Below are 25,107 nucleotides of genomic sequence, written 5' to 3'. Positions count from 1 at the left end.
AGTCTCGCCTGTCTTTTGGAACAAAATGACTTGGCATCTCAAGCGGCTTCGCCGATCACACCGGCATAGCCATTGGCCTCGAGGTCGAGCGCCAGCGACTTGTCGCCCGACTTGATGACCTGGCCCCTGTAGAGCACGTGCACGCTGTCCGGCACGATGTGTTCGAGCAGGCGCTGGTAATGGGTGATGACCAGGAAAGCCCGGTCCGGCGAACGCAGCGCGTTGACGCCATCCGAGACAATCTTCAGCGCGTCGATGTCGAGGCCGGAATCGGTCTCGTCGAGCACGCAGAGTTTCGGCTCCAGGAGCTTCATCTGCAGGATTTCGGCGCGCTTCTTCTCGCCGCCGGAGAAACCGACGTTGAGCGGCCGCTTCAGCATCGCCATGTCCATGCTGAGCGATGCGGCGGCTTCCTTCACGCGCTTCAGGAATTCCGGGATTTTCAGCGGTTCCTCGCCACGCGCCTTGCGCTGCTCGTTCATCGCTACTTTCAGGAATTCCATGGTGGCGACGCCCGGTATCTCCATCGGATACTGGAAGGCGAGGAAGATGCCTGACGTGGCGCGCTCGGCCGGATCCATTTCGAGGATCGACTGGCCGTTGTAGAGGATGTCGCCCTCGGTCACCTCATAGTCCTCGCGGCCGGCGAGGATATAGGACAGGGTCGATTTGCCCGAGCCGTTCGGCCCCATGATGGCGGCAACCTCGCCGGCTTTCACCGTCAGGTTCAAGCCACGGATGATTTCGGTGCCGTCATCGACGATGCGGGCATGCAGGTTCTTGATCTCAAGCATTTTCGTTTCCTGAATATTTGTCTGGGCCGGTCAGCCCACCGAGCCTTCCAGCGAGATGCCGATCAGCTTCTGCGCTTCGACCGCGAATTCCATCGGCAGCTGCTGGATGACGTCCTTGACGAAGCCGTTGACGATCAGTGCGATCGCCTCTTCCTCTGGGATGCCGCGTTGCATGACGTAGAACTTCTGGTCCTCGGAGATCTTCGAGGTCGTCGCTTCGTGCTCGAACTGCGCGGTCGAGTTCTTGGCTTCCATGTAGGGCACGGTGTGCGCGCCGCACTGGTCGCCGATCAGCAGCGAGTCGCAGTTGGTGAAGTTGCGGGCGTTGGTCGCCTTGCGGTGCGCCGAGACCTGGCCGCGATAGGTGTTCTGCGAGAAGCCGGCGGCGATGCCCTTGGAGATGATGCGGCTCGACGTGTTCTTGCCGAGATGGATCATCTTGGTACCGCTATCGACCTGCTGGTAGCCGTTCGAGACGGCGATCGAATAGAACTCGCCCGAGGAATCGTCACCGCGCAGGATGCAGCTCGGGTATTTCCAGGTGATCGCCGAGCCGGTCTCGACCTGCGTCCACGAAATCTTCGAACGGTCGCCACGGCAGTCGCCGCGCTTGGTGACGAAGTTGTAGATGCCGCCCTTGCCTTCGGCATCGCCGGGGTACCAGTTCTGCACCGTCGAATATTTGATCTCGGCATCGTCGAGCGCGACCAGTTCGACCACTGCGGCGTGAAGCTGGTTCTCGTCGCGCTGCGGCGCCGTGCAGCCCTCGAGATAGGAAACGTAAGCCCCCTCCTCGGCGATGATCAGCGTGCGCTCGAACTGGCCGGTGTTCTTCTCGTTCATGCGGAAATAGGTCGACAGCTCCATCGGGCAGCGCACGCCCTTGGGCACGAAGACGAACGAGCCGTCGGTGAAGACGGCCGAATTCAGCGTGGCGTAGAAATTGTCGGAGGTCGGCACGACCGAACCGAGATATTTCTGCACCAGCTCCGGATGTTCGCGGATCGCTTCCGAGATCGAGCAGAAGATGACGCCGGCCTGCGCCAGTTCCTTCTTGAAGGTGGTGACGACGGAGACGGAATCGAACACGGCGTCGACGGCGACGCGGCCTGATTTGTAGACGTTGTCGCTGACTTCCTCGAGGTCCGAGGCGTCGGTCTTCTGCACGCCGGCGAGGATTTCCTGCTCCTTCAACGGAATGCCGAGTTTCTCGTAAACCTTCAATATCTCGGGATCGACGTCGCTGAGCGAAGTCGGTCCTGGCGTGCTTTTGGGCGCCGCGTAATAGTAGATGTCCTGGAAATCGATCTTGGGATAGTCGACGCGCGCCCAGGTCGGCTCTTCCAGCGTCAGCCAGCGGCGATAGGCTTCGAGGCGCCATTCCAGCATCCAGGACGGTTCGTCCTTCTTGGCCGAAATGAAACGGATGATGTCTTCGCTCAGGCCCTTGGGAGCCTTGTCGACGGCGATCTCGGTCTGGAATCCGTATTTGTATTGGTCGACGTCGATCTTTCGGACCCGATCGATCGTGTCCTGCACAGCAGGCATATGCGTTCTCCATCCACGCCGGGGTCAAGGCCCGACAGTTTTCAAACTATGGCACCACCAAATGAACGCCCGAGCAGCGTCCGCGGCAGCGTAAGTTCCATATAGTGCGCCTCGACCGGAAATTCACCCGGCCAATATGAAACGCACGGCTCTACAAGGCCGAAGCCCAAATCCGTTTTTCTCAAGCATCGGATTCCGATGCTCCAACCGCTACGCGGCCTTCTCTCTGCCCGCCATCCGCGCGGCGATGCCTGCCAGCGCGGCGCGGAACAGTTCGATGTCCTCGGCGCCGGTCTCTGCACCGACCGATACGCGCAGGGCGCCAAGGCTGTCACCGTGCCCCATGGCCTTGAGCACATGGCTCGGTCCGACCTTGCCCGACGAGCAGGCGGAGCCGGCGGAAAGCGCCACGCCCGCCAGATCGAAGGCGATCTGGGCGGTTTCGGCTTTGACCCCGGGAATAGCGAAGAATGTCGTGTTGGCAAGCCTTGGTGCACCGGCTCCGAAGATTTCGACGTCCGGCACCAGGGTCTTGATGATGGTTTCAACCTCGTCGCGACGCTGACGCACGGCACCGATGGTGTTCAGCCCGGCCAGGGTTTCCCGCGCAGCGGCGCCAAAACCGACGATGCCAGGCAGGTTTTCGGTGCCGCCACGGTGGCTCTTTTCCTGGCCGCCACCATTGATCAGCGGCCTCGGCATCATCAGGTCGGCAGCGGCAACGAAGGCGCCAGCGCCCTTGGGGCCGCCGAGCTTGTGCGAGGACAGAATCACATAGTCGGCATATCCACCCGACATATCGATGGAAACGCGGCCCGCGGCCTGGACCGCGTCGACGACAAGAATGCCGCCCGCCGCCCTGACGATCTCCGCGATGCGATCGATCGGCTGGATAACGCCAGTTTCGTTGTTGGCGGCGTGGATCGCGACCAAGGGCAAGCCATCGGCCTTGTCGTGACCGGCCAACGCCGCCATCAAGGCGTCGAGATTGACGATGCCATCGGCGCCGACACCGATCCGCGTCACCAGGTCTGCCGGGAAGCGTCCGCCATTCAGCAGGCACGGATGGTCGGCCTCGCACACGTAGAGCCGGCTCATGCGAATGGCGCCGCGCCCCATCTGCCAGTCCGGCGTCAGAAGCGTCGATGCGGCCTCGGTCGCGCCCGAAGTGAAGACGACATGTTCGGCCTTGCCGTTGACCAGCGCCGCCACGTCGCGCCTGGCATTGTCGATCAGCCTGCGCGCGGCGCGCCCTTCGGCATGGACCGACGAGGGATTGGCCGCATCAAACGCCGCGACCATGGCCTCGCGCGCCGCAGAAAGCAGCGGCGCACTGGCATTATAGTCGAGATAGGCGCGTATCGCGGCCATTTTCGTCCAGTTCTTCCCGTCAGAAGCCATTCCGCCGACGCATGGCGTTATTTCCTTGAAATTCCAAGGCAAGCCGTCCTATTTACGCGGCTTGCGGCGAGGCGATCGGGCGATTGCGTTTCGGCCACCCAGTTTTGAACAATTCTAAACTAGCTTCTAGGAAGACGCTCGCCCTGCGTCAAGGTCTGTGGAAGCGGAGCCAGAGGAAGAGTGTTCCGGGCGCCGCGCACTTGTATATGTCACGTGGAGTATTTCATGCCTGAGGTCATTTTCACCGGTCCTGCCGGCCGTCTGGAGGGACGCTACCAGCCCTCGAAGGAAAAGAGCGCGCCGATTGCCATCGTGTTGCATCCGCATCCGCAGTTCGGCGGCACGATGAACAACAAGATCGTCTATGACCTCTTCTACATGTTCCAGAAGCGTGACTTCACCACGCTGCGCTTCAATTTCCGCGGCATCGGCCGCAGCCAGGGCGAATTCGACCATGGCACCGGCGAGTTGTCGGACGCAGCGGCGGCGTTGGACTGGGTGCAGTCGCTGCATCCGGATTCCAAGAGCTGCTGGGTGGCCGGCTACTCGTTCGGATCCTGGATCGGCATGCAGCTCCTGATGCGCCGGCCCGAGATCGAAGGCTTCATCTCGATCGCGCCGCAGCCCAACACCTATGATTTCTCGTTCCTGGCGCCCTGCCCGTCCTCGGGCCTGATCATCCATGGCGATGCCGACAAGGTGGCGCCGCCGAAGGACGTGCAAGGCCTGGTTGACAAGCTGCACACGCAAAAGGGCATCACCATCACGCAGAAGACCCTGCCCGGCGCCAACCATTTCTTCGCCAACGACGCCGATGTGCTGATCGAGGAATGCGCCGACTATCTCGATCGCCGGCTGGCCGGTGAATTGTCCGATCCGCGACCGAAGCGGCTGAGATAAGACATCGGGCGATCCGTATTCGCCGGGCTAAGGGCGGGCGGGCAATGCCCGCCTCCTCGACGTAAGGCTGCCGCGGCGTGGTTTATCCGGCACCGACCTATTTTTCCGGGGCGACCAGCCGGAACGATGCCTTGCGGACCGGCAATCCTGAAGGTGCCGGCCGGAAGATGAAGCCGAGCCTGGCAAAGACCAGTCCGCACGCCAGCGCGAAGGCGCAGCCGAGGCCGAAGCCGGCAACGGTGTCGCTCGGATAGTGCGCGCCGACGAAGACCCTGGTCGAGGCGATGCAGGCCGTGACCACCAAAGCGATGTACCAACGCCGCGGAAACAGAAGCAGCAGGATACCGAACACGGCGCCCATCGTCGTGGCATGGCCGGAGGGAAAGCCGGCAAAGCGCGCATCGAAGGCAAAAGGGTGCAGCGCAAGGACGCCAAAATCCTGGAAGTAGAGCGGGCGGGCCCTGCCAATGGCATATTTCAGGACATTGACGGTGAGGCCGGACAGGCCAACGGCGCTCAGCACCAGGAAAGCCAGACAGGTCCAACTGTAGACCAGCATCAGCGCGCGCCGTGAAAGGCTTCGCCAATCCGTCAGGTTGGCCGCGACAAGCAGGAGCGCGGACGGAATGAGATACCAGCCGCCCAGCCCGAACTGCGTGAAGAACTCGGCAAGCCTGGCTACATCGGGGGACCATTGACCATGCGCCACCCCTGCCGGGGTATCGAGACGAACAAAGGCTGCTGCCGTCAGAAAGACCCAGACCAGGCCCCACGGCCACCATGAGATGTTGGGATAGCGAGCGGGGCGAACGGCAAGGCGCCGTCTTGCGAGCTGAAGGGTGTCGCGAAAATTGCCGAGGGATCGGCGTCCTATCCCGAGGAGCGAGCTGGAAACGGGTGGGCGCGATTTCACGAGCATTGGGAACACGACGCCATCATCGAAGTCATTGGCTCACACGATAAAGACCGAGCGACAGTTTGTCTCCCGATGAGTAGTTGAGGCCGTCGACTTCGGCGACGCGGTTGGCCGACTTGCCTTGCACGGACAGCATGCCATTCAATTTCTGTTCGTCACCGATCGGCACCAGGCCCAAGGAGCAAGCAGGATCGGCGAGCAGATGCTCCGCCACGCCACCGACATCGGTCAGCACGGTCTTCGTGCCGACCAGGAATACCAGGCTAGGCTCCTGATAGCGCGCCGAGGCCAGCACGGTCGTGTCGCAAGGTTTGTTGGCGCGCACGGCTTCCTTGATCGCCGGGCTCAGCCAGATCGGCTTCAGGGACGGGGCGATGACACCGAACAGCAAGGCATAGGTGATGCCCGCACAGGCGGCGGTTGCGCCGATGCGGGGCAGCGGCACCTGCAACTGCCGTGAGAAGGCGAGGTAGCCGGCGCAAAGCGCTGACGCTGCCGCCGGGATGCTCCACCACGAGAAGCTGTGCGTAAGGTAGATCGGTGCCCCGATGCAGACCGCCGCCAAGCCGAGGCTGACCACCACCAGACCGAATGCGGTCGACCACCACAGCCACTGCTGCCAGCGCTTGAGCGGCGCATTGGCGTCCTGCGGCTGCAGGGTCAACAGCCAGCCGATCAGCAGCGCCATGCCGGGATAGGCCGGCAGGACGTAGTGCGGCAGCTTGGTCGGGATGAGTTCGAACACGAGCCAGAACGGAATGTACCATGCCAGGCAAAAGCGCAGCCTGAAATCGTCGCGCACCCGATTGAGGGCCTGCAGCCCGGCGCCGACCGCGATCAGGCCGAACGGCCACATGAACAGCGAATAGGTCAACATGTAGAAACCCGGTGGCAGGCCGTGCGATTCCTCGCCCGAAGCGACCTTGTTCAGCATATCCTTGCCAACGGCTTCCTGGAAAAAGGCGCCACCGCTCTTCCAGCCGATAAAAGCGACCCAGGGCAGCACGATGAGCAATACCAGCGCCACGCCGCGCACGAATTTCAGCTTCAAAAGCCAGCGCCAATCGCGTTCGAAAGCAATCAGGGCCGCCGCCGTCAGCAGCGACAGGAGCGGAGCCACGGGCCCCTTGATGAGGATCCCCACGCCTTGCGCGAACCAGAATATCCACGGCAGATGGCCCGCCACCGGCTCGTTGCGGCGCGCCGCCAGATAGACCTGCGCCAGCGCGCCCTGCGCGGCCACGCAGCAGGCCAGAAGCATGGCGTCGGTTTTGGCGTCGCGTCCCTCGAAGGCGGTCGCGAAAATCGCCGCCATCATCAGGCCGGCGGCAAGGCCGGCATTGGCGCCGAACATTTTTGTGCCCGTCCAGGCGATGCCCAGAACAGCGAGCGCGATTCCGAGCATCGAGACAAGGCGGTACACCCAGATCGGCGCGGCCGCGCCCTCGCCGCTCAATGCGACAGCTGCCGATTGTAGCCAGTAGATGCCGATGGGCTTCTTGTAGCGTGAGACATCCTGGAAGCGAATGTCGATATAATCGCCAGTTTCGACCATCTGCTTGGTCGCCTGGACAAAACGGGATTCGTCGCGGTCGATCGGCGGAAGGCTCGCCAAGCCGCTGAAACTCATTAGCAAGCTGAACAGAAAGAGGAAGAGGTAGTTTCTGTTCATCGCGGGAGCTTTCCGGATCTGATCTGCGGGACGACCCCGTCGCGGCGTGCGGGCGCTGCCCTTGCGCGGCGCCTCATTACGCCAGCGGCATGAATGAGGCAAGGATTCGCAATTGCCATCCGCGGGCAGCAAGACCAGGTTCCGCCTTTGCTGATCGCGAACTCTTGGTTGGCGCGCGATCCGGCGCAAAACCGGATTCCACTTTTGCTGATGCCACTTGAGTGCTAAACGCGCGCGTTCACATATGCCCGCGACGGACCGGGCGTACGCTTTCGGGAAGAAAACATGCCTGCCTTCAAATCCGATTTCCTGCGCACGATGAGCGAGCGCGGCTTCATCCACCAGACCTCGGATGATGCCGGCCTAGACGCTATCTTCGCCAAGGAAACCGTGACGGCCTATATCGGCTTCGACGCCACGGCCAAGAGCCTGCATGCCGGCTCGCTGATCCAGATCATGATGCTGCACTGGCTGCAGCAGACCGGACACCGGCCGATCGCGCTGATGGGTGGCGGCACCTCGATGATCGGCGACCCGTCCTTCAAGGACGAGGCGCGCAAACTTTTGACGCCCCAGGACATCGACGACAACCTGGCCGGTATCCGCCGCAACTTCATGCCCTACCTCAAATTCGGCAGCGGTCCGAACGACGCGGTCATGGTCAACAATGCCGACTGGCTGATGGAGATCAACTACGTCAATTTCCTGCGTGATGTCGGTCGGCATTTTTCGGTCAACCGGATGCTCGCTTTCGATTCCGTCAAGTTGCGGCTCGACCGCGAGCAATCGCTGTCGTTCCTTGAATTCAACTACATGATCCTGCAGGCCTATGATTTCGTCGAACTCTACAAGCGCCTTGGCTGCCGTCTGCAGATGGGCGGCTCCGACCAATGGGGCAACATCATCAACGGCATCGATCTCGGCCGCCGCATGGAGGATGCGCAACTATACGCACTGACCACGCCGCTGCTCACCACCTCGTCCGGCGCCAAGATGGGCAAGTCCGCCTCGGGCGCGGTCTGGCTCGATCCAGAGATGTTGAGCCCCTACGAATTCTGGCAGTACTGGCGCAACACCGAGGATGCCGACGTTGGCCGTTTCCTGAAGCTCTACACCACGCTGCCGCTGGACGAGATCGCACGGCTCGAGCGGCTGGGCGGCTCCGAGATCAACGAGGCGAAGAAGATCCTCGCAACGGAGATCACCGCCCATCTGCACGGCCGCGCGGCCGCCGAACAGGCCAGCGAGACGGCGCGCAAGACCTTCGAGGAAGGCGCTCTCGCCGACACGTTGCCGACCGTCGAGACGGACAGGGCCGCGCTCGAATCCGGCGTCGGCATCCTGTCGCTATTGGTCAGCGCGGGGCTGGCATCGTCCAATGGCGAGGCAAGGCGGCACGTCCAGGGTGGCGCCGTGCGCCTGAACGACCAGCCGGTAAGCGACGACCGTCGACTGGTCACGCTTCAGGATCTGAGTCCGGAAAATGTCGTAAAGCTTTCATTGGGCAGGAAAAAGCACATCCTGGTGCGGCCGGCCTGAGGACCCTCACCGGTACTCGAAGATCGACCTGAATATGCCCGGCGCGATCACCGACAGCGGATTGACGTCGAGCACCGGCTTGTTGGCATTGCCCCTGAGCCGGTAGGTGACGCCGATCAGGCCGCGGTCGCGGCCATTGCCCAGAAGCGCGCCGACGATGGGCAGTTCGCCGAAAATACGGTTGAGGCCGTAGACCGGCATGAAGGTGCCGGTCATGTCCATATTGTTGTTCTGGTCGTAGAGGATGCCCTGGAACGTCGTGCCGATGCGCGGGCCACGCAGCACGCCATTGGTCAGCTTCAGGTAGCCGCTACCCTTGTCGATCTCGGCGTAACCCCGTTCGAACTTCACTCGCGACGTGTCGAGCTTGCCCTTCACCGCCTGGTTGAGGCTGCGGCTATCGCCGGCCGGCGTGGTCGAGACGATGGAGGCGAGTTTGGGTTCGTTGACGACGAAGAAGTTGCTGGTGTCGACCTTGCCCTTCATCGGTCCATCGCTGGCTCCCGACAGGGCCAATGTGATCGCGCCGCCTTCCATGTGCTCATAAATGTTGAGGAACCGCAGGATGGCGCCGGCGTCCGCCGACTGCACGTTGAGCGAGCGTCTGTCGTCGGCGGTGGTGTTGCTGATGGCGATGGCGGCGCCGGAACTCGCCGTCGCGCTCACCTTCAGTCCGTTCACCCTTGAACCGGCCGCACTGTAGTCGAGCTTCAGGTTGGACAGTTGCTCATCGTGGAAACCGGTCAGCTGATTGACATCGGCGCTGACGGAAATGTTGTCTGTTCCCGTCGTCTTCGTTGCGGTGTCCACATCGGACGTGAACTGCTTGATGAGCGAACGAGCGTCGAGCGCACTGCCATTGATGTCGACCGCGTAGCCCTTGCCCGATCGCTTGACCGAAACAGCCACGTCGTCGCCCCTGTTCAAGGTGACCTTGCTGAACTTGGCCGAAGACAAGGCGCCGTTGACCAACACGATACTGCCGTCGACGGAGAACGTCTTGCCGTCGAGCTCGAAGTCGGACAGCGTCGTGGTGTCGCCGGACTTGGTCATGACGAATGTGGCGCTGGCGGGAACCCCCGCCCCCTTGCTCCAGCCGGCCCAGGGAATGTCCAGCCTGGCGTTGGTCAGGTCGGCCGAGACGTTCTGGTTGCCGTTGCCGCTCTTGTCGATCGCGACCTTCACCGTTCCGCCAAGCAGCGGCGTCAGGCCGGGCATGGCGGCGGCGCGGATCTTGTCGTCGAGCACCAGGGCTACCTTGCGGCTGCGCGCCGGCCCGTCATCCGCCAGCGGCTCGACGAGGTCGAGTTCGGCCGGAATGCCATTCAGCGATGCCTTGGCCGAAATGACAGCCTTTTGCGGGTCGACGGTGATCGAGCCATCGGCATTGGTTACGGCCTGTCCCTCGAACGGCTTGGCCAAGGACAGGCCGGTATAGTCGAGCGACACCAGCCAATCGAGCTTCGCGGTATCGACGCCCGACTGCAGCGGAATGTCCGCCTTGACGTGGCCCGTAACGCTGCCGGAAAGATCCTCCGGCAGAAGGCCGACATGGCGCATGGCATTGATCGGTTCATAGGATGCAAGTTCGGCGACAGCGGACGCATCGCCGGCAACGTCGATATCGAGAGCGCCGATGACCGGCGGGCGGTTGGCCGCCTTGACGGTCAATGTCCCGTTGCTGGCCGCAACCACGCGGCCACTGGGCATGAAGACGGTGCCCGAGGACAATGAAATGTCGACGTCGTTGCCGTGGAATCCGACGACGCCCACCGCGTCGCGGATCGGCGGAATGCGCCCGGCCGTGTCGAAGCGCGCCCCCTCGATCTGGAAGCGGCCGAAGACCTCGTCGGCGGAAAGCGGTACCCCATTGCCGAGGCGGTCCGGCACCACCTGGAATTGGAGATTGGCGTCGACCACGCGGCCGCCGAACAAATTGTTCAGCACCCAGAGCCGCGCATTACGCGCCGAAAACCATGGCCAAAGCTGTTTGACGTGCGAGACCGGCATGTCATGGACGCTGAGCGCCAGATTGATCCCGGGAGCCTTGCCGTCAACGAATTCCACCGTTGAGGTACCAAGCACCTCGCCGGAACCAGAGGACCGAACCGCGATCTGCTCGGCCACCAGTTTACGGCTTTGCGGCTGGTAGACGCCAGCAATCCGCGCCAGGAAGATCAATGCGGGTTCAGGCGATTCCGACGGTGCCAAGGTCGAACCGTCGCTGGTCAGATCGTAACGGTACGAGGGTTCCTCACCCGCTACCCCGGTTGCTGGTTTTGGCCCGATCGAGCCGCCGAAATCGAATGAAGACCGGCCGGTTTTCAGCAGCAACCTGTCCACCTGGATCTTGTTGGAGCCGTAGACAAGCGTCGCATTGACATCGGCATCCGCCGGCAGCAGCCCGCGCGCGCCAAGATCGAGCACCGAGCCGGTGGATGAAAGGGCGGCGGCCAGGCGTGATGCGGTGGCGCCTGAGCCTTCCGATCCCGTCAGCTTCAACGCGACGGCACCAAGCTTCCCGGAGCCGGCAGCGGTGGCGCCGGCATCCGCCAGATTGATGCTGGCATCCAGGCTTGTTACCCGGTGCGCCGCGACATCGCGGATGGCGGCGGCGGCAACCGTGACTGTCCTGCCGTCGACATCCGCCTCGGCGGTGAACTTCATGCCCCCCGGCCCCGACTGAACCACGGTGGCGTCGGCGATCTTGACCAGCTTGATCGATGCGGCGTCGGGCAGCACGAACTCGACATTGCTGAGATCGATCCGGCGCATCGAATCTTCCCGCACGGCATCGAGCGCGCGATGGATATTGCCGAACACCGCGTCCGACAGTTTCTCCGGATCGACGAGGCCGTCCTGGTTGCGCAGCGCCGCGGTCCAGTCGCCGCCGGACGGCATCGCCGCCATGACGACACGGGCATCCGAGATCCTGGCACTGGTCAGCCGCACCTCACCCCATAGCAGCGGCACCAGACGCACGCCAAAGCGCACACGACCGGCATCCGCCATCGGCTTGCCGTCTGATGTCTTCAGGCTTACATCGCTCACCTGGAGGGCGACGAAGCTCGAACTGTCGAGCGTAATGCGCGCGGGCCCGACCGCGACATTGACGTCAACGCCCGCCAGCCTCTCTATGGCGCTCTCCGCCTCGACGCGCAGCCGGTCCGAGCCGATGCCGGAAAGGCCGATGAGATAGACGGCCACCGCGACCAGCAGCATGAACGCGACCAGGCCGGCAAACAGGCGTGAAAGGATGCGAACGCCGCGGCCGATGGCAGCCTGACCGAGAGGCGGGACGCGGCACGCGGACGGCAAAGCCCCCAGGTCGGTGATCTCGTCCCGCCTGAACCTGATCTTCTCGTGCTGCGGTTGCTCCTGATCCACGCAATCTTCCGTTGTACGAATTCGCTCGTGGACGAATCCCCGCTCGACACTATATCGGTGTGGCTTCGCGCGTAACCTCAAACAAGGGCATCGATATGGCCGACCTCGACGTAGGCGATCCCGCGCCGCAATTCGACCTGCCGCGGGACGGTGGCGGATCGCTCAGCCTGGCGGCATCCGCCGGCAAGCCGGTGGTGCTCTATTTCTATCCACAGGACGACACGACAAGCTGCACGCAAGAGGCGATCAGCTTCTCACGGCTGAAGCCGGAATTCGAGAAGGCCGGCGCCGTCGTCATTGGCCTGTCGCCCGACAGCGCCAAGAAACACGACAAGTTCAAGTCGAAATACGATCTCACCATCGATCTTGCCGCCGACGAGGAGCGCAAGGTGATCGAGGCCTACCATCTGTGGGTCGAGAAATCGATGTATGGCCGCAAATACATGGGTGTCGAGCGCGCGACGTTCCTGATCGGACGCGACGGACGGATCGCCAGGATTTGGCGCAAGGTCCGCGTCAAGGGCCATGCCGAGGCCGTGCTGGAAGCCGTTCGCGCGCTCTGAGCGCCGCCAAAGCCCACCAAAGCAATCGACAATTGTGGACGCTACTCGTCAGGGGCCTCAGCCTTCGGCTGCCGCCGTGTGCTCCAGGATTTCGAAGTATGGCTCACTTGATCGGCCAGCGCGGCAAGATGGCCACGCAAGCCGCGCGCGCCCATCATCGACGACAGCGTGACCGATTGCGTGGCGAAGCGCCGCTTGAAATCCTCGCCGCCGCAGAGAAAATCAATCGTGGCAAGGCCACGGTCGAACGACCACTGGATATAGTCCATCATCAGCACCATACCCGGCGAGGCGCGCTCGTATTCGGGATCATAGGTGGTGACGAAAGCCATCATCGTGCCGCGCTGCTCGAAATTGATCGAGACGGCGACGATCTTGTCGTCAAGCTCCAGCACGAAGATGCGCAACAGCCCGAGGTCGGCCAGCACCGAAATAAGCGCGGCGAGAACGGGCGAGCCCTTGTCGAACAGATCCGAGGCGCGGCCATGGCGAGCGAGCCAGAGGCGCTTCAACGTCGCGACCCGCTCGAGCACCGGTTCGCGCGGCTCATCCGGATCCAGCAGCCGGAAACGCAATGCGCCGCTTTCTTCCATGAACTTGCGGCCACGACGATAGTTCTGCCGGCCCTTCTTGGACAACGTCTCGAACCATTCCGCCCCACGCTGCCAGGAGCCGCAGACACGATAGCTGATTTCAGTGCGGTGGTTGGGCCGAAGCGCCTTGCCATGGGCCGGTTCCAGCAGGGCATGAACACCGGCATCCGGCAGCAGACGGTTGAGATAGATCAGGTCGAAGCCGCCCTGGTCAAAAACATGCTGCCAGAGGCGGGAGATCGCCCGCGGGTCGCTGTCAGGTGCAACCAGCGCGTCGCCATAGTCACTGTGATCCTTCGCTGCCCATTCGAGTATGCGGATGCCGGAGCGCCTGAAGGTCGCGAGCGCTATCACGCCGTCGAGCCGGTCGCCGTTCCAGGCAAGCCCAATCCTGAGCGCGCGCCGTTCCTGATGCGGGGTGGTTCGCCACCAGGCCGCGATCCAGTCCGGGTGCTGGAAGACAAGCCCGCCGGCCCGCTGCCAGAGCGCGCTCCAGGCCGGTGCGATCTCGGCCAGGCGCACCGCCGATGTCACGATTTCGAAGGTGCGTGTCCGCGGGATGGCGAGCACAACGGGAGCGTTCATGGCCGTGTCCCTTCCGAGGATCGCGAGGTGCGTGAGCGTGACTTTCCGGGCCGGATGCGCCTGGCGATATGCCCCCACATCCGCTTCAACGGCATGACGTAAAGGCCGGCGAGAGACTGGTAGTCACGCACATCGCGGTCAACCAGCCCGAACTTGAAGTCCTCGTCGGGCCTCGGCACACACAATGTCCCAAAGAGCCGGTCCCAGAACGAGAAGAGCAGCCCGAAGTTCTTGTCGTAGTGGCGCGGATCGGTGCTGTGATGCAACTGGTGCCAATGAGGACACAGGATCAAATTGTTGAGCGGGCCGAACGAGATCTTGAAATGCGTGTGCCTGACGAAATCCATCATCAGGATGTTGCGCATGACATAGACGTTGACGCCAAAAACGGTCAGTTCGACAAGGTTCAGCGAAATCAGCGACCAGATGCCGAAGCAGAGCCCCACGATGAGGCCGTCCCAGGCCCGGTTCATCAACTCGTCGAGCGGATGGACCCGGTCCTTGGTGATCCCGACCATCACCTCGGCCGAGTGATGCACCTTGTGCAGTTCCCAAAGCAGCGGATAGCGATGCTGGGCGACGTGATAGAGATAATAGGAAATGTCGTAGGCAAGCAGCATGCTGACGGTGAAGATCAGCACCGTCACCGGCCCTGCCGGCCCCTCGATCAGAGGCGGCTGGAACTGGAACAGTGTGGAAAACAGCCAGTTGGTCCCGTAGCCCACCGCCGTGACGAAGACGATTCCGGCGGGCAGCATCAGGAAGGGCATCAGGGCCTTCTTCGTGACCCAGAACAGCAGGTCGGCCTTCGCGGACGGATGGGTGATGACCTCATGCGGGATGACGAACTCGAAAAACTCCTTCCAGCTCTTCTCCTCGACCGTGCGCCAATAGGCCACGAGGGCGCTGACAAAGGCCGTCAGCAGCAAAAGCCCGGTCGCCAGCAGACTGGTGCCCGAAATCTTGTCGAGGATCTTGCCAACCAGATCGTCCAGCATTCCTACCGCCACGGTGAATCCCAAATACCAACACGCCTTTACTCGAAAAGCGTCAACTAAATGCAATCGAAGACAGTTAAGAAACCCGAGCCTTGCTCTGCGAGCTACTGGATGCTCCCGACAGAACATGAGTGTTCATCGCCAACGATTCCGCGGCATAGGGTCCGTGTCCTGGAGATTTTCGCGCAACCTCGTGCCCGCGCTGCGTGCATTCGGCGCCGCGCGGCGATAGGGCAAGCCTTTGTTAACCCTAATAATGTGTAATCAAGCTCTCGTGGTGTCGTAAACGAAAGCTTGGTCCCGTGAACGCAACCGGTCAGTCCGCAGTCTTCGGCAGGCGCAAGGAACCACATACGGTCATCATCGCCCAAGGCAACGAGATCAGGCACTTCACGGTCCGCCCCTGGCTGGCGGCATTCATCGGTTCAGCACTCGCCGCCATTGCCATCGGCTACCTCCTGGCCACATCCTATCTCGTGCTGCGCGACGACCTGATCGGCGCCACCACCGCACGCCAGGCGCGGATGCAGCAGGCTTACGAGGACCGCATTTCGGCGCTTCGCGCCCAGGTCGACCGCATCACCAGCAGGCAGCTGCTCGACCAGCAATTGATGGAAACCAAGGTCAGCGAACTGCTTCAGCGCCAGACGCAGCTCAGTCAGCGGCATGGCCGTCTCGGCCCGCTGCTCCAACGCGCCGAAAACGACGCCGGAACGGTACCCGCCGACGATCCGGCCGCGGCCGCCAAGACGGACAAGCGCGCCGAGGTGACCGGCAGCATCAACCGGCCCGCGCAGACCTACGCGGTTGCCAGCCTGGGCGCCGACCTCGGCACCGCCGACACCAGGCCCTTCTCCTTGTGGTCGACCCGCACCGATCCGCTGCCCAGCGATTCAGCCGCAGATCGTGCCGACAAGCTGTTCGTCTCGATCAACCAGTCGCTGAAATCCATCGAGAATGAGCAGCTCAGCCGCATCAGCACGCTCGCGGACAATGCCTACAAAAGCGCCGATGCCATCCAGCAGGCGCTGCAGGCGGCCGGACTGCCGGTCGACAGTGATTTCGGCAAGAACGAAAGTGATGTCGGCGGACCGTTGATCCCGCTCGACTCCTCGATGATCTTCGACAGCAAGGTCAAGGAGCTGGACGAGGCGCTGGACACCCTCGACCAGCTGAAAAAGGAAGCGCGCCGGCTGCCGCTTGCCAATCCCGCCCCCGGCCACTCCGTCACCAGCCCGTTCGGTGTGCGCACCGATCCCCTTCTCGGCACGGCCGCGCTGCATTCGGGCATGGATTTCAGGGCGCCCATCGGCATGGCGGCGCGGGTGACAGCGCCCGGCGTCGTCACCAAGGCCGGCTGGAATGGCGGCTATGGCCGTATGGTCGAGATCGACCATGGCAATGGTTTTGCCACGCGCTACGGACATCTCAGCGAGATCGACGTGACGGTAGGCGAAAAAGTCGACGCCGGCGCCATCATCGGCAAGACCGGCAGCAGCGGACGCTCGACTGGCCCGCATCTTCACTATGAAGTGCGGCACAATGGCGAGGCGATCGATCCGCTACGCTTCCTGACCGTCGGCAAGAAAGTCGCGCAGTATCTCTGACAAGGGCAACCGCTCGCCCGCCGGCTGAATCCCGAGCCACCGGCCCCGGCAGAACCACGCCTCTCCCTCGCCAGGCAGTCTCCCGCGTCCCATTAAACCGCTGGTGGCCTTCCGCCATTGTAGCGGCAGAGCGCAAACCGTCGCTTCTTAGTCTCATCGTAAGCGGTGTTTCCTCGCACATTTGATCAAGCGCGACAGGCCATTCCGACAATTACCGGTATGGCAAGAATGCGCCAAAGCGGCCATCGGATGGTGACGTCGACAATGACAGAGCCGTACGCGATGTTGGGCACACATGTAGCCGATCTCGATCGGAAGTGACCATGGCCACCTGGCTCGCCGTTCAAATGCCAACGGAGCATCGCCAAACGATTTGCTCAGCGATGCTTGCTTCATTGCACCGATCGACGGGTTGCAAGGGCAGTCTACTTTACCTTGACGACCTGCGGCAGCGGCCATTTTCCGTCCAAGAGTTCGGCAGATGGCTGAGACGCCACGGGATCCAGCTCGGCGCGCGTTCCGATTATTTTTGAATTCCATTTGACTGAATAAATATTTGATGCGAACCTTACGTCACGTGAGGGCGCAAGGCATGGCATTGCGGGGGACCAATCAGGAGTTCGGGCGGCCGTACAACCGGCGCATCGTGCTGGAGTCCATCCGCCGTCATGGCCCGATCGCACGTAGCGACATCGCCAGGCATGTCGGGCTCACCGTCCAGACCGTGTCGACCATCGTTCGCGAACTGGAGGAACAGGGCTACATCCTGTCCGTACGCGAAGAGCCGAAGGGCCGTGGCCTGCCACCCGCGACGCTGCGCATCAACCCGGAAGGCGGCTATGCCGTCGGCATCCACCTGACGCCGCTTGGAATAGACGCCGCACTGATCAATCTCAGCGGCGACGTTATCGAGAGTTCACGCCGCGAGGCCCCCAACGCGGCGCCTGATCATGCGTTCGACCAGATTGGCGCCATGGTTCGCGACCTGACGGGCAAGCGGCCCGCCGGCCGCGTCATCGGCATCGGCATGGCGCTTCCCGGTCCGTTCGACGTGGACTCCATGAGCTTTGTCGGCCCGACCACGATGACCGGGTGGAAGCACGTGGCGCTGCGTGAACGGCTGACGGCCGCGACGGGATTGCCGGCGTTCTTCGAGAGCGACATGGCCGCCGCCGCGATGGGCGAGAGGCTTTATGGCATCGGAGCCCGCCATTCCGATTATTACTATCTCTATTTCGGCGTTGGGCTCGGCGGCGCCATGATGCATGACGGCAGTGTTCTGCGCGGCGCCTGGGGCAATGCGGGCGAGATCGGCCACATTCCCGTGGTCCCTGATGGCGAGCTCTGCCCCTGCGGCAACCGCGGCTGCCTCGAGCGCTACCTCTCGCTCGAAGCGCGGGGCCGCCGGGCCGGCGGCGACGCCGATTGGGTGGCGCAGGTCGGCCCGATCTTCCGCAATGCCATCGCCATCATCGAGAACCTTTTCGACCCAGAGACGGTCGTGCTCGGCGGCCTGGCGGCGTCGGAGTTGCTCGAACGCCTGGCGGACGCGGCCGAACCGCTGCACAATTCGGTTTCGGCTCGCGCTGATCGCAAGACGCCGCGTGTCATCGTCGCCAGCGGCGGCCAGCATGCCGTGCTGCGCGGCGCGGCGGCACTCGCCGTCTCAGGGGTGTTGTCGCCACGTTTCGGCCAGATGTTCGCCGCCGAACGCGAGCGCGGCCGCGACATCCTTTCGGCCAGGGAGATTGCTGCATGAGCGAACCCCTGCTGGTGCTCGACAACGTGACCAAGAACTATGGCGCGATCGAAGCGCTGAAGGGGATCAGCTTTTCCATCGGCAAGGGCGAAGTGGTGGCGCTGCTCGGCGACAACGGCGCCGGCAAGTCGACGTTGGTCAAGATCATTGCGGGCGGTCTCGAACCGACATCCGGCCGCATGCTGTTCGAGGGCAAGGAGTTCCTGGCCCGTTCGCCGGCGGAAGCCAAGGCGGCCGGCATCGAGACCGTCTACCAGGACCTGTCGCTCTGCACCAATGTCGACGTGGTGGCCAATTTCTTCATGGGCCGCGAGATCACGAGGAAGGTGCTCGGCATTCCCGTGCTCGACGAACGCGCCATGGAGGCTGTCGTCGGCAAGGCGCTGGCCAGCGCCGGTACCCGCATTCCTTCACTGCGCACCAATGTCGAGCACCTCTCGGGCGGCCAGCGCCAGGCCATCGAGCTCAACCGCTTCGTCCACTGGGGCGGCAAACTCGTGCTGCTCGACGAACCGTTCGCCGCACTTGGCGTCGAACAGACGCGGCGCGGTCTCGACATGATCCGCCAAGTGGCGAGCCAGGGTATCGGCGTCGTCATCATAACCCACATCATGCAGCAGGCTTTTCAGGTCGCCGACCGGATCGTGGTGATCCGGCAAGGCGTCGTGGCGGGCGATGTCGCACGCAACAAGACAAGTCCCGATGCGGTGATCAACATGATCACCGGGGAGACGCTTGCCGGTGCCGGACCGGCGGGCTGAGGGACAAAGAGGGGTCCGGCTTAACAGGGAGCCAACGACATGAAGCGAATACTTCTTGCTGTCTTCGGTATCCTGGCACTGGCCTTTGCCACGCTCACGCCGGCATTCGCCCAGTCCAAGGGTATTGTTTACTACTTGGTGCCGACATTGCTCGACGAGTTCCAAACCGGATCGGTGAGCGCGCTGGAGCTGTTTCTGAAACAGACCGGCTACGAGATGAAGACGCTGAACGCCGACAACAAGACCGACGCGCAGCAATCGCAGATGAACGACGTGATCGCGCTGAAGCCGGCGGCGATCATCCTGGCCGCCGTCGATTTCAATGCGCTGAAACCATCGATCGAGGCCGCCCGCGCCGCCGGCATTCCGGTGGTCGAATTCGATCGCCAGATCACGTCGACACCGTCCGATTTCACGTCGGTCGCGGGTACCGTCGAGATCGGCTATGTCGCCGCCGATCAGGCCGAAAAGCTTCTGAAAGCCAAGAACGGCTCGGTGAAGGGCAAGGTCCTTCAGGTGCTTGGCGACCCCGGCGATCCTTACACGCTCGACATCCAGAAGGGTTTTGAAGAGAAGATGAAGGCGTTCCCGGACGTCAAGATCATCTCGCTGCCGGCCATGCAATGGGAGGCCAGCAATGCCGGCACCATCGTTGCCGACCAGATGCTGGCCAATCCCGACATCGACCTGATCTTCAGCCATGCCGCGCACCTGTCGGTCGCCGCCGTCGCTTCGCTAGAGGCCGCCGGCAAGAAGCCGGGCGACGTGATGCTGATGAGCTCGAACGGCGCGCCGGTCGGCCTCGACCTGATCCGCAAGGGCTGGCTCAATGTCGAAGTAGAGCAGCCGCTTTACGCACAGGCCGCGGCCGTCGCCATGTTCATGGACAAGGTCGCGAAGAAGCAAGAGATCAAGCCCGGCGAATACGACGTGCTTGGCCTGAAATCGACCGTCACCAAGGAAGCGTGGGGCCCGAACATCAAGATTCCGGGTGCCGCCATCACCAAGGAGAACGTCGACAACCCGGCCTTCTGGGGCAACCAGAAGCCGCCGACCGATACGGTCAAGTCGGTCGAATAGGCATGTCGCCTGAACGCTCCGGGCCATACCTGGCCCGGAGCCCATCCCTGCCCGCATGAAACGAGACGCAGACAATTCGCTGCGGCCTTGATTGCGCATGCCAACCGGATCGACACATGAACCCTCGCACGCGTCACGCCCTGGAGTTCGTCCTCGACAACCTCGTCTGGTTCATGCTGCTCCTTGTCCTGGTCGTCTTCTCGCTGTTCATCCCGAACTATTTCCAACTCGGCATCTTCGCCAACATCATCGAGGCGTCGAGCGTGCTCGGCGTCATGTCGATCGGCCTGGCGCTGGTCATCATTGCCGGCCACATGGACCTGTCGGTCGAATCCGTCGCCGCACTCAGCGCCATGGCGGTGGGCATCCTGTTTTGCGCCTCGGGCATCGGCCTCGGTGTTCAATTGCACCCGGAATGGCTGATGGTTCCGGTCTCGCTGCTGCTGGCGCTGGCCGTCGGCGGCCTCATCGGCGCCTTCAACGGCTATCTTGTGGTCAAGGTCAAGATGAGCGCCTTCATCATCACGCTCGCCTCCTACATCTGGGTACGCGGCCTCGTGCTGGTCATTTCGGGCGGCCGCTCGGCACAGGATCTGGCACCCGCCATCCGGTGGTTCGGCATCCAGCGCCTGATCGGCCTGCCGCTTACCGCCTGGATCGCGGTGGCCTGTTTCGTGGTCTTCTCGCTGATCATGGCCAAGACGCCGTTCGGCAGGCACCTGGTGATGATCGGCGGCAATGAAACCGCGACCTTCCGCGCCGGCATCCGGGTGAACCGCAACCTGATCATCGCCTTCGTGCTCGCCGGCGCCATCGCAGGGCTCGCCGGCTGGCTGCTGGCGATCCGCACCTCCGGCGCCACCGCCAATCTTGGCGTCGGCCTGCTGTTCAATGCCTTTGCAGCCGTGGTTATCGGCGGCGTCAGCCTGAAGGGCGGCGTCGGCACCTTGCCGGGCGTCTATGCCGGCGTGCTCCTGCTCTCGGCCATCAACACGGCGATCAACCTGATGGGCCTGCCCGCCAATTTCACCCAGGTCATCCACGGCCTGCTGGTTCTGGCCGCGGTGCTGCTCGACGCATTCAAGCAAACCATTCGCCAAAGACTGGCGTGAGAGGGCGTGAGGCGAGGATTGGCATGACAGGACGACTGAAAGACAAGGTGGCGCTGATCATCGGCGCCGCGCGCGGCATCGGCAAGGGCATCGCGCTGCGCTTTGCGGAAGAAGGCGCACGGCTCGTGCTGGCCGACAGCGAGGCGGAGGCGGGGCAAGCAAGTGCGGATGAACTGGGCGTCCCCTTCATCCGCACCGACATCTCGCAAATGAGCGACGCCGAGGCCGCGGTGGCACTTTCGCTGAAACAGCACGGCCGCCTCGACATCATCGTGCAGAATGCCGGCATCTATCCCTGGCAGTTGATCGAAAACACCAGCGCCGACGACTGGGACCGCGTCATGGCCGTCAACCTGCGCGGCACTTTCAATGCCAGCCGCGCCGCCCTCGTGCCGATGAAGGCGCAGCGCTCTGGCCGCATGCTCTACACCTCATCGATCACCGGCCCCCACGTCACCAGCCCTGGCCACGGCCATTATTCGGCGACGAAAGCAGGCATTAACGGCTTCATTCGCGCGGCGGCGCTTGAATTCTCCGGCTACGGCATCACCGTCAACGGCGTCGAACCCGGCAATATCCTCACCGAAGCCATCCAACAGCATCGCGGCGCCGCCTATATCAAGAACATGGAGGATTCGATCCCGCTCGGCCGGCTCGGCAGCCCGCGCGACGTGGCCAACGCCTTCCTGTTCCTGGCCTCGGACGACGCCAGCTACATCACCGGCACCACCATTGTCGTCGACGGCGGGCAATTGCTGCCCGAGGGCAAGGATTTCCGGATGGTGCCGCCGTGAGCGGGCAGCCATACGCCAAGAAGCGTTTGCCTGTTGAGTTGCGATCGGGCTCCAGCGCTTCAGCGAATTCCAAGTGTCCGGCCGGCTTCATGCCCTTACGGATGGCTGAGAGCAGGCAAGGCTTTCGTCTTGCCGGACAATCTGGCTCCTAAGGTCAGGCTATTCGGGAACCAACCCACGAAAGTCTTCATCGCCGTATTAGAGTTGGGGAGGACGGCAATGCGCGCCAACAGTGCGGCGGCATGAATGCGAGTGGCAAATTGCCGGCTCCACGCTCTTGAATAGCGTTTGCCGACGGCGATGCGCGCCGTCCGGTCCCATTGTTCGAACCTTGCCAATTCGCCAGCGAGAAGCCAGCTGGACTGCAGGGCCATGGAGATGCCTTCAGCGATGATGGGATGAGACTCGCCGGCGATGTTGCCGACCCGAAATATGTCGTCGGCAAATCGTGGGCGCATCCCCGGACGTATGGGACCGGCGGCAAGCCATTCACCTTCGAGGCTGGCGTCGCCGATCGTGGAAACCGCGGCCGGACACGATGCCAGTATGTGCGCGTGAACGGCTTGGGCCGCGGACATCGCACCGCCCTCTTTGCGCAGCCTGGTCAACACGTCGCGGCGTATGCAGCACGACAGCGATATCCTGTCCTGATCCGCCCACACCATGCCACCATAGCCGCCCGGAAACACCAGGAGCGGCATGAGGTCTCGAGCGAGCGACGCTCCCCTGAAATGGGCCTTGAAGCCAAACAGATCGGATGCCGCGCTGCTCTTCTGGAGATTGGTTGGCAACCTGCCCTGCCCCCAGGAGCCATGCGCCGCAATCACCACCTGCCCGCTAAGACTTGTCTGGCCCTCCCTGTTGGCGATCCGGACGATGGCACGATCGCCATTGCTGGCGATCTCCACTGCGCGCCACGGCTGAAAAACGTCGGCTCCGGCATTGCGCGCCGTGTCCAAGAGGATGCCATCCAGAACGTCCCGTCCAAGCGCCCGCCCGAAAGCATTTCCCGCGGCGCGCGGCATGCCCGCTATGATGCCAGGGCCCGACGCGAACAAGCCAACCCGCTTGACTTCCGGCCCTGCCTTGGCACGAACCGCCACGCCCGCCTCCAGACGGTCCAACAGCTCCAGATTGACCGCCGACATGAATTCGCCGCAGACCTTGCGGCGTGGAAACTCGCTTGCTTCGATGATGGCCACAGAACGACCTTGGCCGCGCAAGGCCAATGCTGCCGACGAGCCGCTTGGGCCGGCACCTATGACGATGGCATCGTACATCGCGCAAGTCCTTTCTTGGGGAAAACGCGGAAGGCGTGGGTAAACGGGCCAATTCTGCGCTCTTCACACTGCTGCGCGGAACCGAGAGGCCACAAACCGGAAAGTTCCTTGCCAGCGAAACCTGCGCGGACGCTTGCCGCCGCATCGTGCATGGTGACCTGGTTTGCACCGACAAGGCGCAGGAGCGGGCATGCTTTTAAAGCGACAATGTTTCGGCTCGGCTCGGCGGCGAGGAATACTGGCGCCAGACGGCATAGGGCTTCGAACAGGATCTTTAAGGCGGTGTCGGAAAAATGGTGCAGGAACAGATTGGCCGAGACAACGTCGTAGGCGGCACCCCCGGGTTTTGCGATCCAGTCGAAGATATTGTCGGTAACGGTTTCAACCCGCCAGCCCAGAGCCGCGAAATCGGCGCGCCGCCGGTCGGTGACGAGGTCAACCTGGTCGAGCATGACCAGCTCCACGTCGATCCACTTCGTGGCGAGGCGCCTTGCAACCGAGAGCATGAATGCACCGTCGCCGGACCCGACTTCCAAGATTCTGATCGAACCCTCGCGCACGCTGGCCTTCAGGAGGTTGGACATGATCGCATGTTGAAACATCAGCGAATTTATCCAAATCAGATCACGTCGGGAGCCAATCGCCCTGGGATCGTCGGGAGGCAAATGATCGAGCAGTTCCGGCTGGATAAGACGGCTGTCGAGACCGGTGGCCATGTCAGGCACTGCCGGCGGTGTGGAACATCATCGTCTCGGCCGTGAGGCCGGGGCCAAATGCCATTGCACAGCCCACGTCATCATCCGTGAACCCGCGAAGCATCCGCTCCAGCACGAACATGACTGTGGCGGAAGACATGTTTCCGTTTTCGCGAAGCACATCGCGCGACGGCAACAGCGCATCGGGAGGAAGATCCAGCGCGCGCTCCACGGCGTCGAGAATGGAACGCCCACCCGGGTGAACAGCCCAAAGGTCGATGTTGGCGGCGATCCTGTTTCCCAAGATGGCGCCGATCCCTTTGCCAAGCGCATTCTGGATTGCAGCAGGAACTTGCCCCGACAGAACCATGTCGAAACCGTCGTCGTGCAAGCTCCAGCTCATCAAGTCGCGGGCGTCGGCGTCCACGATCGCGTGAAAACTGTCCAGGCCGATGCCGAAAGGGCGGGAGGTCACCGACGCGGCCGCGCAGCCATCGCCCCAGAGCGAGAAAGACAGCAGTTTTTCGAGATCGGCCGTCTCCTTGAGATGGAGCGTACAGAGTTCGATGCAGACAATCACAACGTGGGCCGAAGGTTCCGACAGGACGATGTGCCGCGCCAGTTTGAGCGCATTGATTGCCGCATAACATCCCATGAAGCCGATGATCGTGCGCTCCACGGTGGTGGGCAGATTGCATCGGGCGATTATGTCCAGATCGATGCCGGGGGCGGAGAAGCCCGTACAGGTGGTGACAATCAGATGCGTGACACCTTTCCTGTCTTCGCCCTCCAGGAGTCGCTCCAATGCTCGCTCGGCCAGCGCGGGCGCGGCAGTGGAATACATTTCCATGCGTTTGGCCGTACCCGGAAACGCACCGCGCTTGAAAACACCCGCCAGGTCGACGCTCAGCCCCTCAGGATCACCAGCGGGTGCGAAGCAGGAATAGCGATGTTCGATGCCGCCCTTGTCGGCCATGCGATTGAAAATTGCGCGGCGGCGGGGATCTGCCAACTGGGAGCCCGCAAATTGAAGGAAGAATTCGTGAACGCCGTGATCAGGGACGGCCGTGGCAATTCGGTTAATGAAAGCTTGAACGGGCATTTTCCCTTGACCTGCAGCCAC

20 protein-coding genes are annotated in these 25,107 nt (G+C 62.7%); 9 read left to right on the top strand and 11 right to left on the bottom strand.

Translation table 11 applies throughout. The annotated features are described in order from the left end of the window. Window positions 1-38: 38 nt before the first annotated feature. From sufC to EN808_RS07450, 3 genes are all read right to left on the bottom strand, one after another. On the bottom strand, window positions 39-794 hold the full coding sequence (gene sufC, locus EN808_RS07460; RefSeq protein WP_127279011.1) for a Fe-S cluster assembly ATPase SufC: 756 nt from the start codon (window positions 792-794) through the stop codon (window positions 39-41). A gap of 30 nt (window positions 795-824) precedes the next feature. After that, complete coding sequence (sufB, locus tag EN808_RS07455; RefSeq protein WP_127279010.1) at window positions 825-2,342, bottom strand: Fe-S cluster assembly protein SufB; 1,518 nt, start codon at window positions 2,340-2,342, stop codon at window positions 825-827. A gap of 210 nt (window positions 2,343-2,552) precedes the next feature. Then, window positions 2,553-3,713: a cysteine desulfurase family protein gene (locus EN808_RS07450; protein WP_135915463.1), complete on the bottom strand. Its 1,161-nt coding sequence runs from the start codon at window positions 3,711-3,713 to the stop codon at window positions 2,553-2,555. A gap of 255 nt (window positions 3,714-3,968) precedes the next feature. Between EN808_RS07450 and EN808_RS07445 the strand changes: the two genes are divergently transcribed. After that, window positions 3,969-4,643, top strand: coding sequence for an alpha/beta hydrolase (locus tag EN808_RS07445; RefSeq protein WP_027028091.1), 675 nt, complete (start codon window positions 3,969-3,971; stop codon window positions 4,641-4,643). A gap of 97 nt (window positions 4,644-4,740) precedes the next feature. On the opposite strand, the gene EN808_RS07440 is transcribed toward EN808_RS07445, so the two are convergent. Next, window positions 4,741-5,562 carry a phosphatase PAP2 family protein gene (locus EN808_RS07440; RefSeq protein ID WP_135915462.1) on the bottom strand — a complete coding sequence of 274 codons (822 nt, stop codon included), beginning with the start codon at window positions 5,560-5,562 and terminating at the stop codon, window positions 4,741-4,743. A gap of 25 nt (window positions 5,563-5,587) precedes the next feature. Continuing rightward, a complete protein-coding gene (locus EN808_RS07435; protein ID WP_135915614.1) occupies window positions 5,588-7,231 on the bottom strand; it encodes a glycosyltransferase family 39 protein in 1,644 nt (547 codons plus the stop codon). Between the two features lie 285 nt (window positions 7,232-7,516). Here EN808_RS07435 and tyrS point away from each other — a divergent pair, with 285 nt between their 5' ends. Further along, a complete protein-coding gene (gene tyrS / locus EN808_RS07430; protein WP_135864129.1) occupies window positions 7,517-8,770 on the top strand; it encodes a tyrosine--tRNA ligase in 1,254 nt (417 codons plus the stop codon). Window positions 8,771-8,776: 6 nt separating this feature from the next. Here the strand turns inward: tyrS and EN808_RS07425 are convergent, their stop codons facing one another. Then, window positions 8,777-12,157, bottom strand: coding sequence for a DUF3971 domain-containing protein (locus tag EN808_RS07425; RefSeq protein WP_135915461.1), 3,381 nt, complete (start codon window positions 12,155-12,157; stop codon window positions 8,777-8,779). A gap of 95 nt (window positions 12,158-12,252) precedes the next feature. Here EN808_RS07425 and EN808_RS07420 point away from each other — a divergent pair, with 95 nt between their 5' ends. Continuing rightward, window positions 12,253-12,720, top strand: a complete 468-nt coding sequence (locus EN808_RS07420) for a peroxiredoxin (protein ID WP_135880171.1) — start codon at window positions 12,253-12,255, stop codon at window positions 12,718-12,720. A gap of 41 nt (window positions 12,721-12,761) precedes the next feature. Here EN808_RS07420 and EN808_RS07415 read toward each other — a convergent pair whose 3' ends face one another. Both EN808_RS07415 and EN808_RS07410 read right to left on the bottom strand, forming a co-directional pair. Then, window positions 12,762-13,898 carry a GNAT family N-acetyltransferase gene (locus EN808_RS07415; protein WP_135915460.1) on the bottom strand — a complete coding sequence of 379 codons (1,137 nt, stop codon included), beginning with the start codon at window positions 13,896-13,898 and terminating at the stop codon, window positions 12,762-12,764. Beyond that, complete coding sequence (locus EN808_RS07410; RefSeq protein WP_127280699.1) at window positions 13,895-14,896, bottom strand: sterol desaturase family protein; 1,002 nt, start codon at window positions 14,894-14,896, stop codon at window positions 13,895-13,897. The genes EN808_RS07415 and EN808_RS07410 overlap by 4 nt, the downstream gene beginning before the upstream one ends. A gap of 302 nt (window positions 14,897-15,198) precedes the next feature. Between EN808_RS07410 and EN808_RS07405 the strand changes: the two genes are divergently transcribed. From EN808_RS07405 to EN808_RS07380, 6 genes are all read left to right on the top strand, one after another. Further along, window positions 15,199-16,503 carry a M23 family metallopeptidase gene (locus EN808_RS07405; protein ID WP_135915459.1) on the top strand — a complete coding sequence of 435 codons (1,305 nt, stop codon included), beginning with the start codon at window positions 15,199-15,201 and terminating at the stop codon, window positions 16,501-16,503. Window positions 16,504-17,095: 592 nt separating this feature from the next. Then, window positions 17,096-18,262 (top strand): ROK family transcriptional regulator, encoded by a 1,167-nt coding sequence (locus EN808_RS07400; protein WP_135915458.1) that lies wholly within the window; start codon window positions 17,096-17,098, stop codon window positions 18,260-18,262. Continuing rightward, the gene (locus EN808_RS07395; protein ID WP_135864119.1) at window positions 18,259-19,023 is read left to right on the top strand and encodes an ATP-binding cassette domain-containing protein; all 765 of its coding nucleotides are present in this window, start codon (window positions 18,259-18,261) and stop codon (window positions 19,021-19,023) included. Before EN808_RS07400 ends, EN808_RS07395 begins: the two co-directional genes overlap by 4 nt. A gap of 39 nt (window positions 19,024-19,062) precedes the next feature. After that, on the top strand, window positions 19,063-20,103 hold the full coding sequence (locus tag EN808_RS07390) for a sugar ABC transporter substrate-binding protein (RefSeq protein ID WP_135864116.1): 1,041 nt from the start codon (window positions 19,063-19,065) through the stop codon (window positions 20,101-20,103). 116 nt (window positions 20,104-20,219) lie between these two features. Then, entirely contained in the window at window positions 20,220-21,215 is a 996-nt protein-coding gene (locus EN808_RS07385; protein WP_127869580.1) for an ABC transporter permease, read from the top strand. A gap of 23 nt (window positions 21,216-21,238) precedes the next feature. Further along, entirely contained in the window at window positions 21,239-22,009 is a 771-nt protein-coding gene (locus EN808_RS07380) for an SDR family NAD(P)-dependent oxidoreductase (protein ID WP_135880161.1), read from the top strand. 95 nt (window positions 22,010-22,104) lie between these two features. Here the strand turns inward: EN808_RS07380 and EN808_RS07375 are convergent, their stop codons facing one another. The 3 genes from EN808_RS07375 to EN808_RS07365 are packed head-to-tail and all read right to left on the bottom strand — an operon-like array spanning window position 22,105 to window position 25,086. Then, the gene (locus tag EN808_RS07375; protein WP_135915457.1) at window positions 22,105-23,289 is read right to left on the bottom strand and encodes an FAD-dependent monooxygenase; all 1,185 of its coding nucleotides are present in this window, start codon (window positions 23,287-23,289) and stop codon (window positions 22,105-22,107) included. Beyond that, the gene (locus EN808_RS07370; protein ID WP_135915456.1) at window positions 23,268-24,005 is read right to left on the bottom strand and encodes a methyltransferase domain-containing protein; all 738 of its coding nucleotides are present in this window, start codon (window positions 24,003-24,005) and stop codon (window positions 23,268-23,270) included. The genes EN808_RS07375 and EN808_RS07370 overlap by 22 nt, the downstream gene beginning before the upstream one ends. A 1-nt stretch (window position 24,006) precedes the next feature. Continuing rightward, window positions 24,007-25,086 carry a type III polyketide synthase gene (locus tag EN808_RS07365; protein WP_135915455.1) on the bottom strand — a complete coding sequence of 360 codons (1,080 nt, stop codon included), beginning with the start codon at window positions 25,084-25,086 and terminating at the stop codon, window positions 24,007-24,009. Between the last annotated feature and the right edge of the window lie 21 nt (window positions 25,087-25,107).

The sequence above is a fragment of the Mesorhizobium sp. M8A.F.Ca.ET.165.01.1.1 genome, from assembly GCF_004792065.1.
Classification (GTDB): domain Bacteria; phylum Pseudomonadota; class Alphaproteobacteria; order Rhizobiales; family Rhizobiaceae; genus Mesorhizobium.
This window is presented reverse-complemented; position numbering and strand designations above follow the sequence as displayed.

What these genes read in the sequence shown, in the direction of transcription:
- sufC (WP_127279011.1), bottom strand. Translation starts at nt 794, where the DNA reads ATGCTTGAGATCAAGAACCTGCATGCCCGCATCGTCGATGACGGCACC.
- sufB (WP_127279010.1), bottom strand. Translation starts at nt 2,342, where the DNA reads ATGCCTGCTGTGCAGGACACGATCGATCGGGTCCGAAAGATCGACGTC.
- EN808_RS07450 (WP_135915463.1), bottom strand. Translation starts at nt 3,713, where the DNA reads ATGGCCGCGATACGCGCCTATCTCGACTATAATGCCAGTGCGCCGCTG.
- EN808_RS07445 (WP_027028091.1), top strand. Translation starts at nt 3,969, where the DNA reads ATGCCTGAGGTCATTTTCACCGGTCCTGCCGGCCGTCTGGAGGGACGC.
- EN808_RS07440 (WP_135915462.1), bottom strand. Translation starts at nt 5,562, where the DNA reads ATGCTCGTGAAATCGCGCCCACCCGTTTCCAGCTCGCTCCTCGGGATA.
- EN808_RS07435 (WP_135915614.1), bottom strand. Translation starts at nt 7,231, where the DNA reads ATGAACAGAAACTACCTCTTCCTCTTTCTGTTCAGCTTGCTAATGAGT.
- tyrS (WP_135864129.1), top strand. Translation starts at nt 7,517, where the DNA reads ATGCCTGCCTTCAAATCCGATTTCCTGCGCACGATGAGCGAGCGCGGC.
- EN808_RS07420 (WP_135880171.1), top strand. Translation starts at nt 12,253, where the DNA reads ATGGCCGACCTCGACGTAGGCGATCCCGCGCCGCAATTCGACCTGCCG.
- EN808_RS07415 (WP_135915460.1), bottom strand. Translation starts at nt 13,898, where the DNA reads ATGAACGCTCCCGTTGTGCTCGCCATCCCGCGGACACGCACCTTCGAA.
- EN808_RS07410 (WP_127280699.1), bottom strand. Translation starts at nt 14,896, where the DNA reads ATGCTGGACGATCTGGTTGGCAAGATCCTCGACAAGATTTCGGGCACC.
- EN808_RS07400 (WP_135915458.1), top strand. Translation starts at nt 17,096, where the DNA reads ATGGCATTGCGGGGGACCAATCAGGAGTTCGGGCGGCCGTACAACCGG.
- EN808_RS07395 (WP_135864119.1), top strand. Translation starts at nt 18,259, where the DNA reads ATGAGCGAACCCCTGCTGGTGCTCGACAACGTGACCAAGAACTATGGC.
- EN808_RS07390 (WP_135864116.1), top strand. Translation starts at nt 19,063, where the DNA reads ATGAAGCGAATACTTCTTGCTGTCTTCGGTATCCTGGCACTGGCCTTT.
- EN808_RS07385 (WP_127869580.1), top strand. Translation starts at nt 20,220, where the DNA reads ATGAACCCTCGCACGCGTCACGCCCTGGAGTTCGTCCTCGACAACCTC.
- EN808_RS07380 (WP_135880161.1), top strand. Translation starts at nt 21,239, where the DNA reads ATGACAGGACGACTGAAAGACAAGGTGGCGCTGATCATCGGCGCCGCG.
- EN808_RS07375 (WP_135915457.1), bottom strand. Translation starts at nt 23,289, where the DNA reads ATGTACGATGCCATCGTCATAGGTGCCGGCCCAAGCGGCTCGTCGGCA.
- EN808_RS07370 (WP_135915456.1), bottom strand. Translation starts at nt 24,005, where the DNA reads ATGGCCACCGGTCTCGACAGCCGTCTTATCCAGCCGGAACTGCTCGAT.
- EN808_RS07365 (WP_135915455.1), bottom strand. Translation starts at nt 25,086, where the DNA reads ATGCCCGTTCAAGCTTTCATTAACCGAATTGCCACGGCCGTCCCTGAT.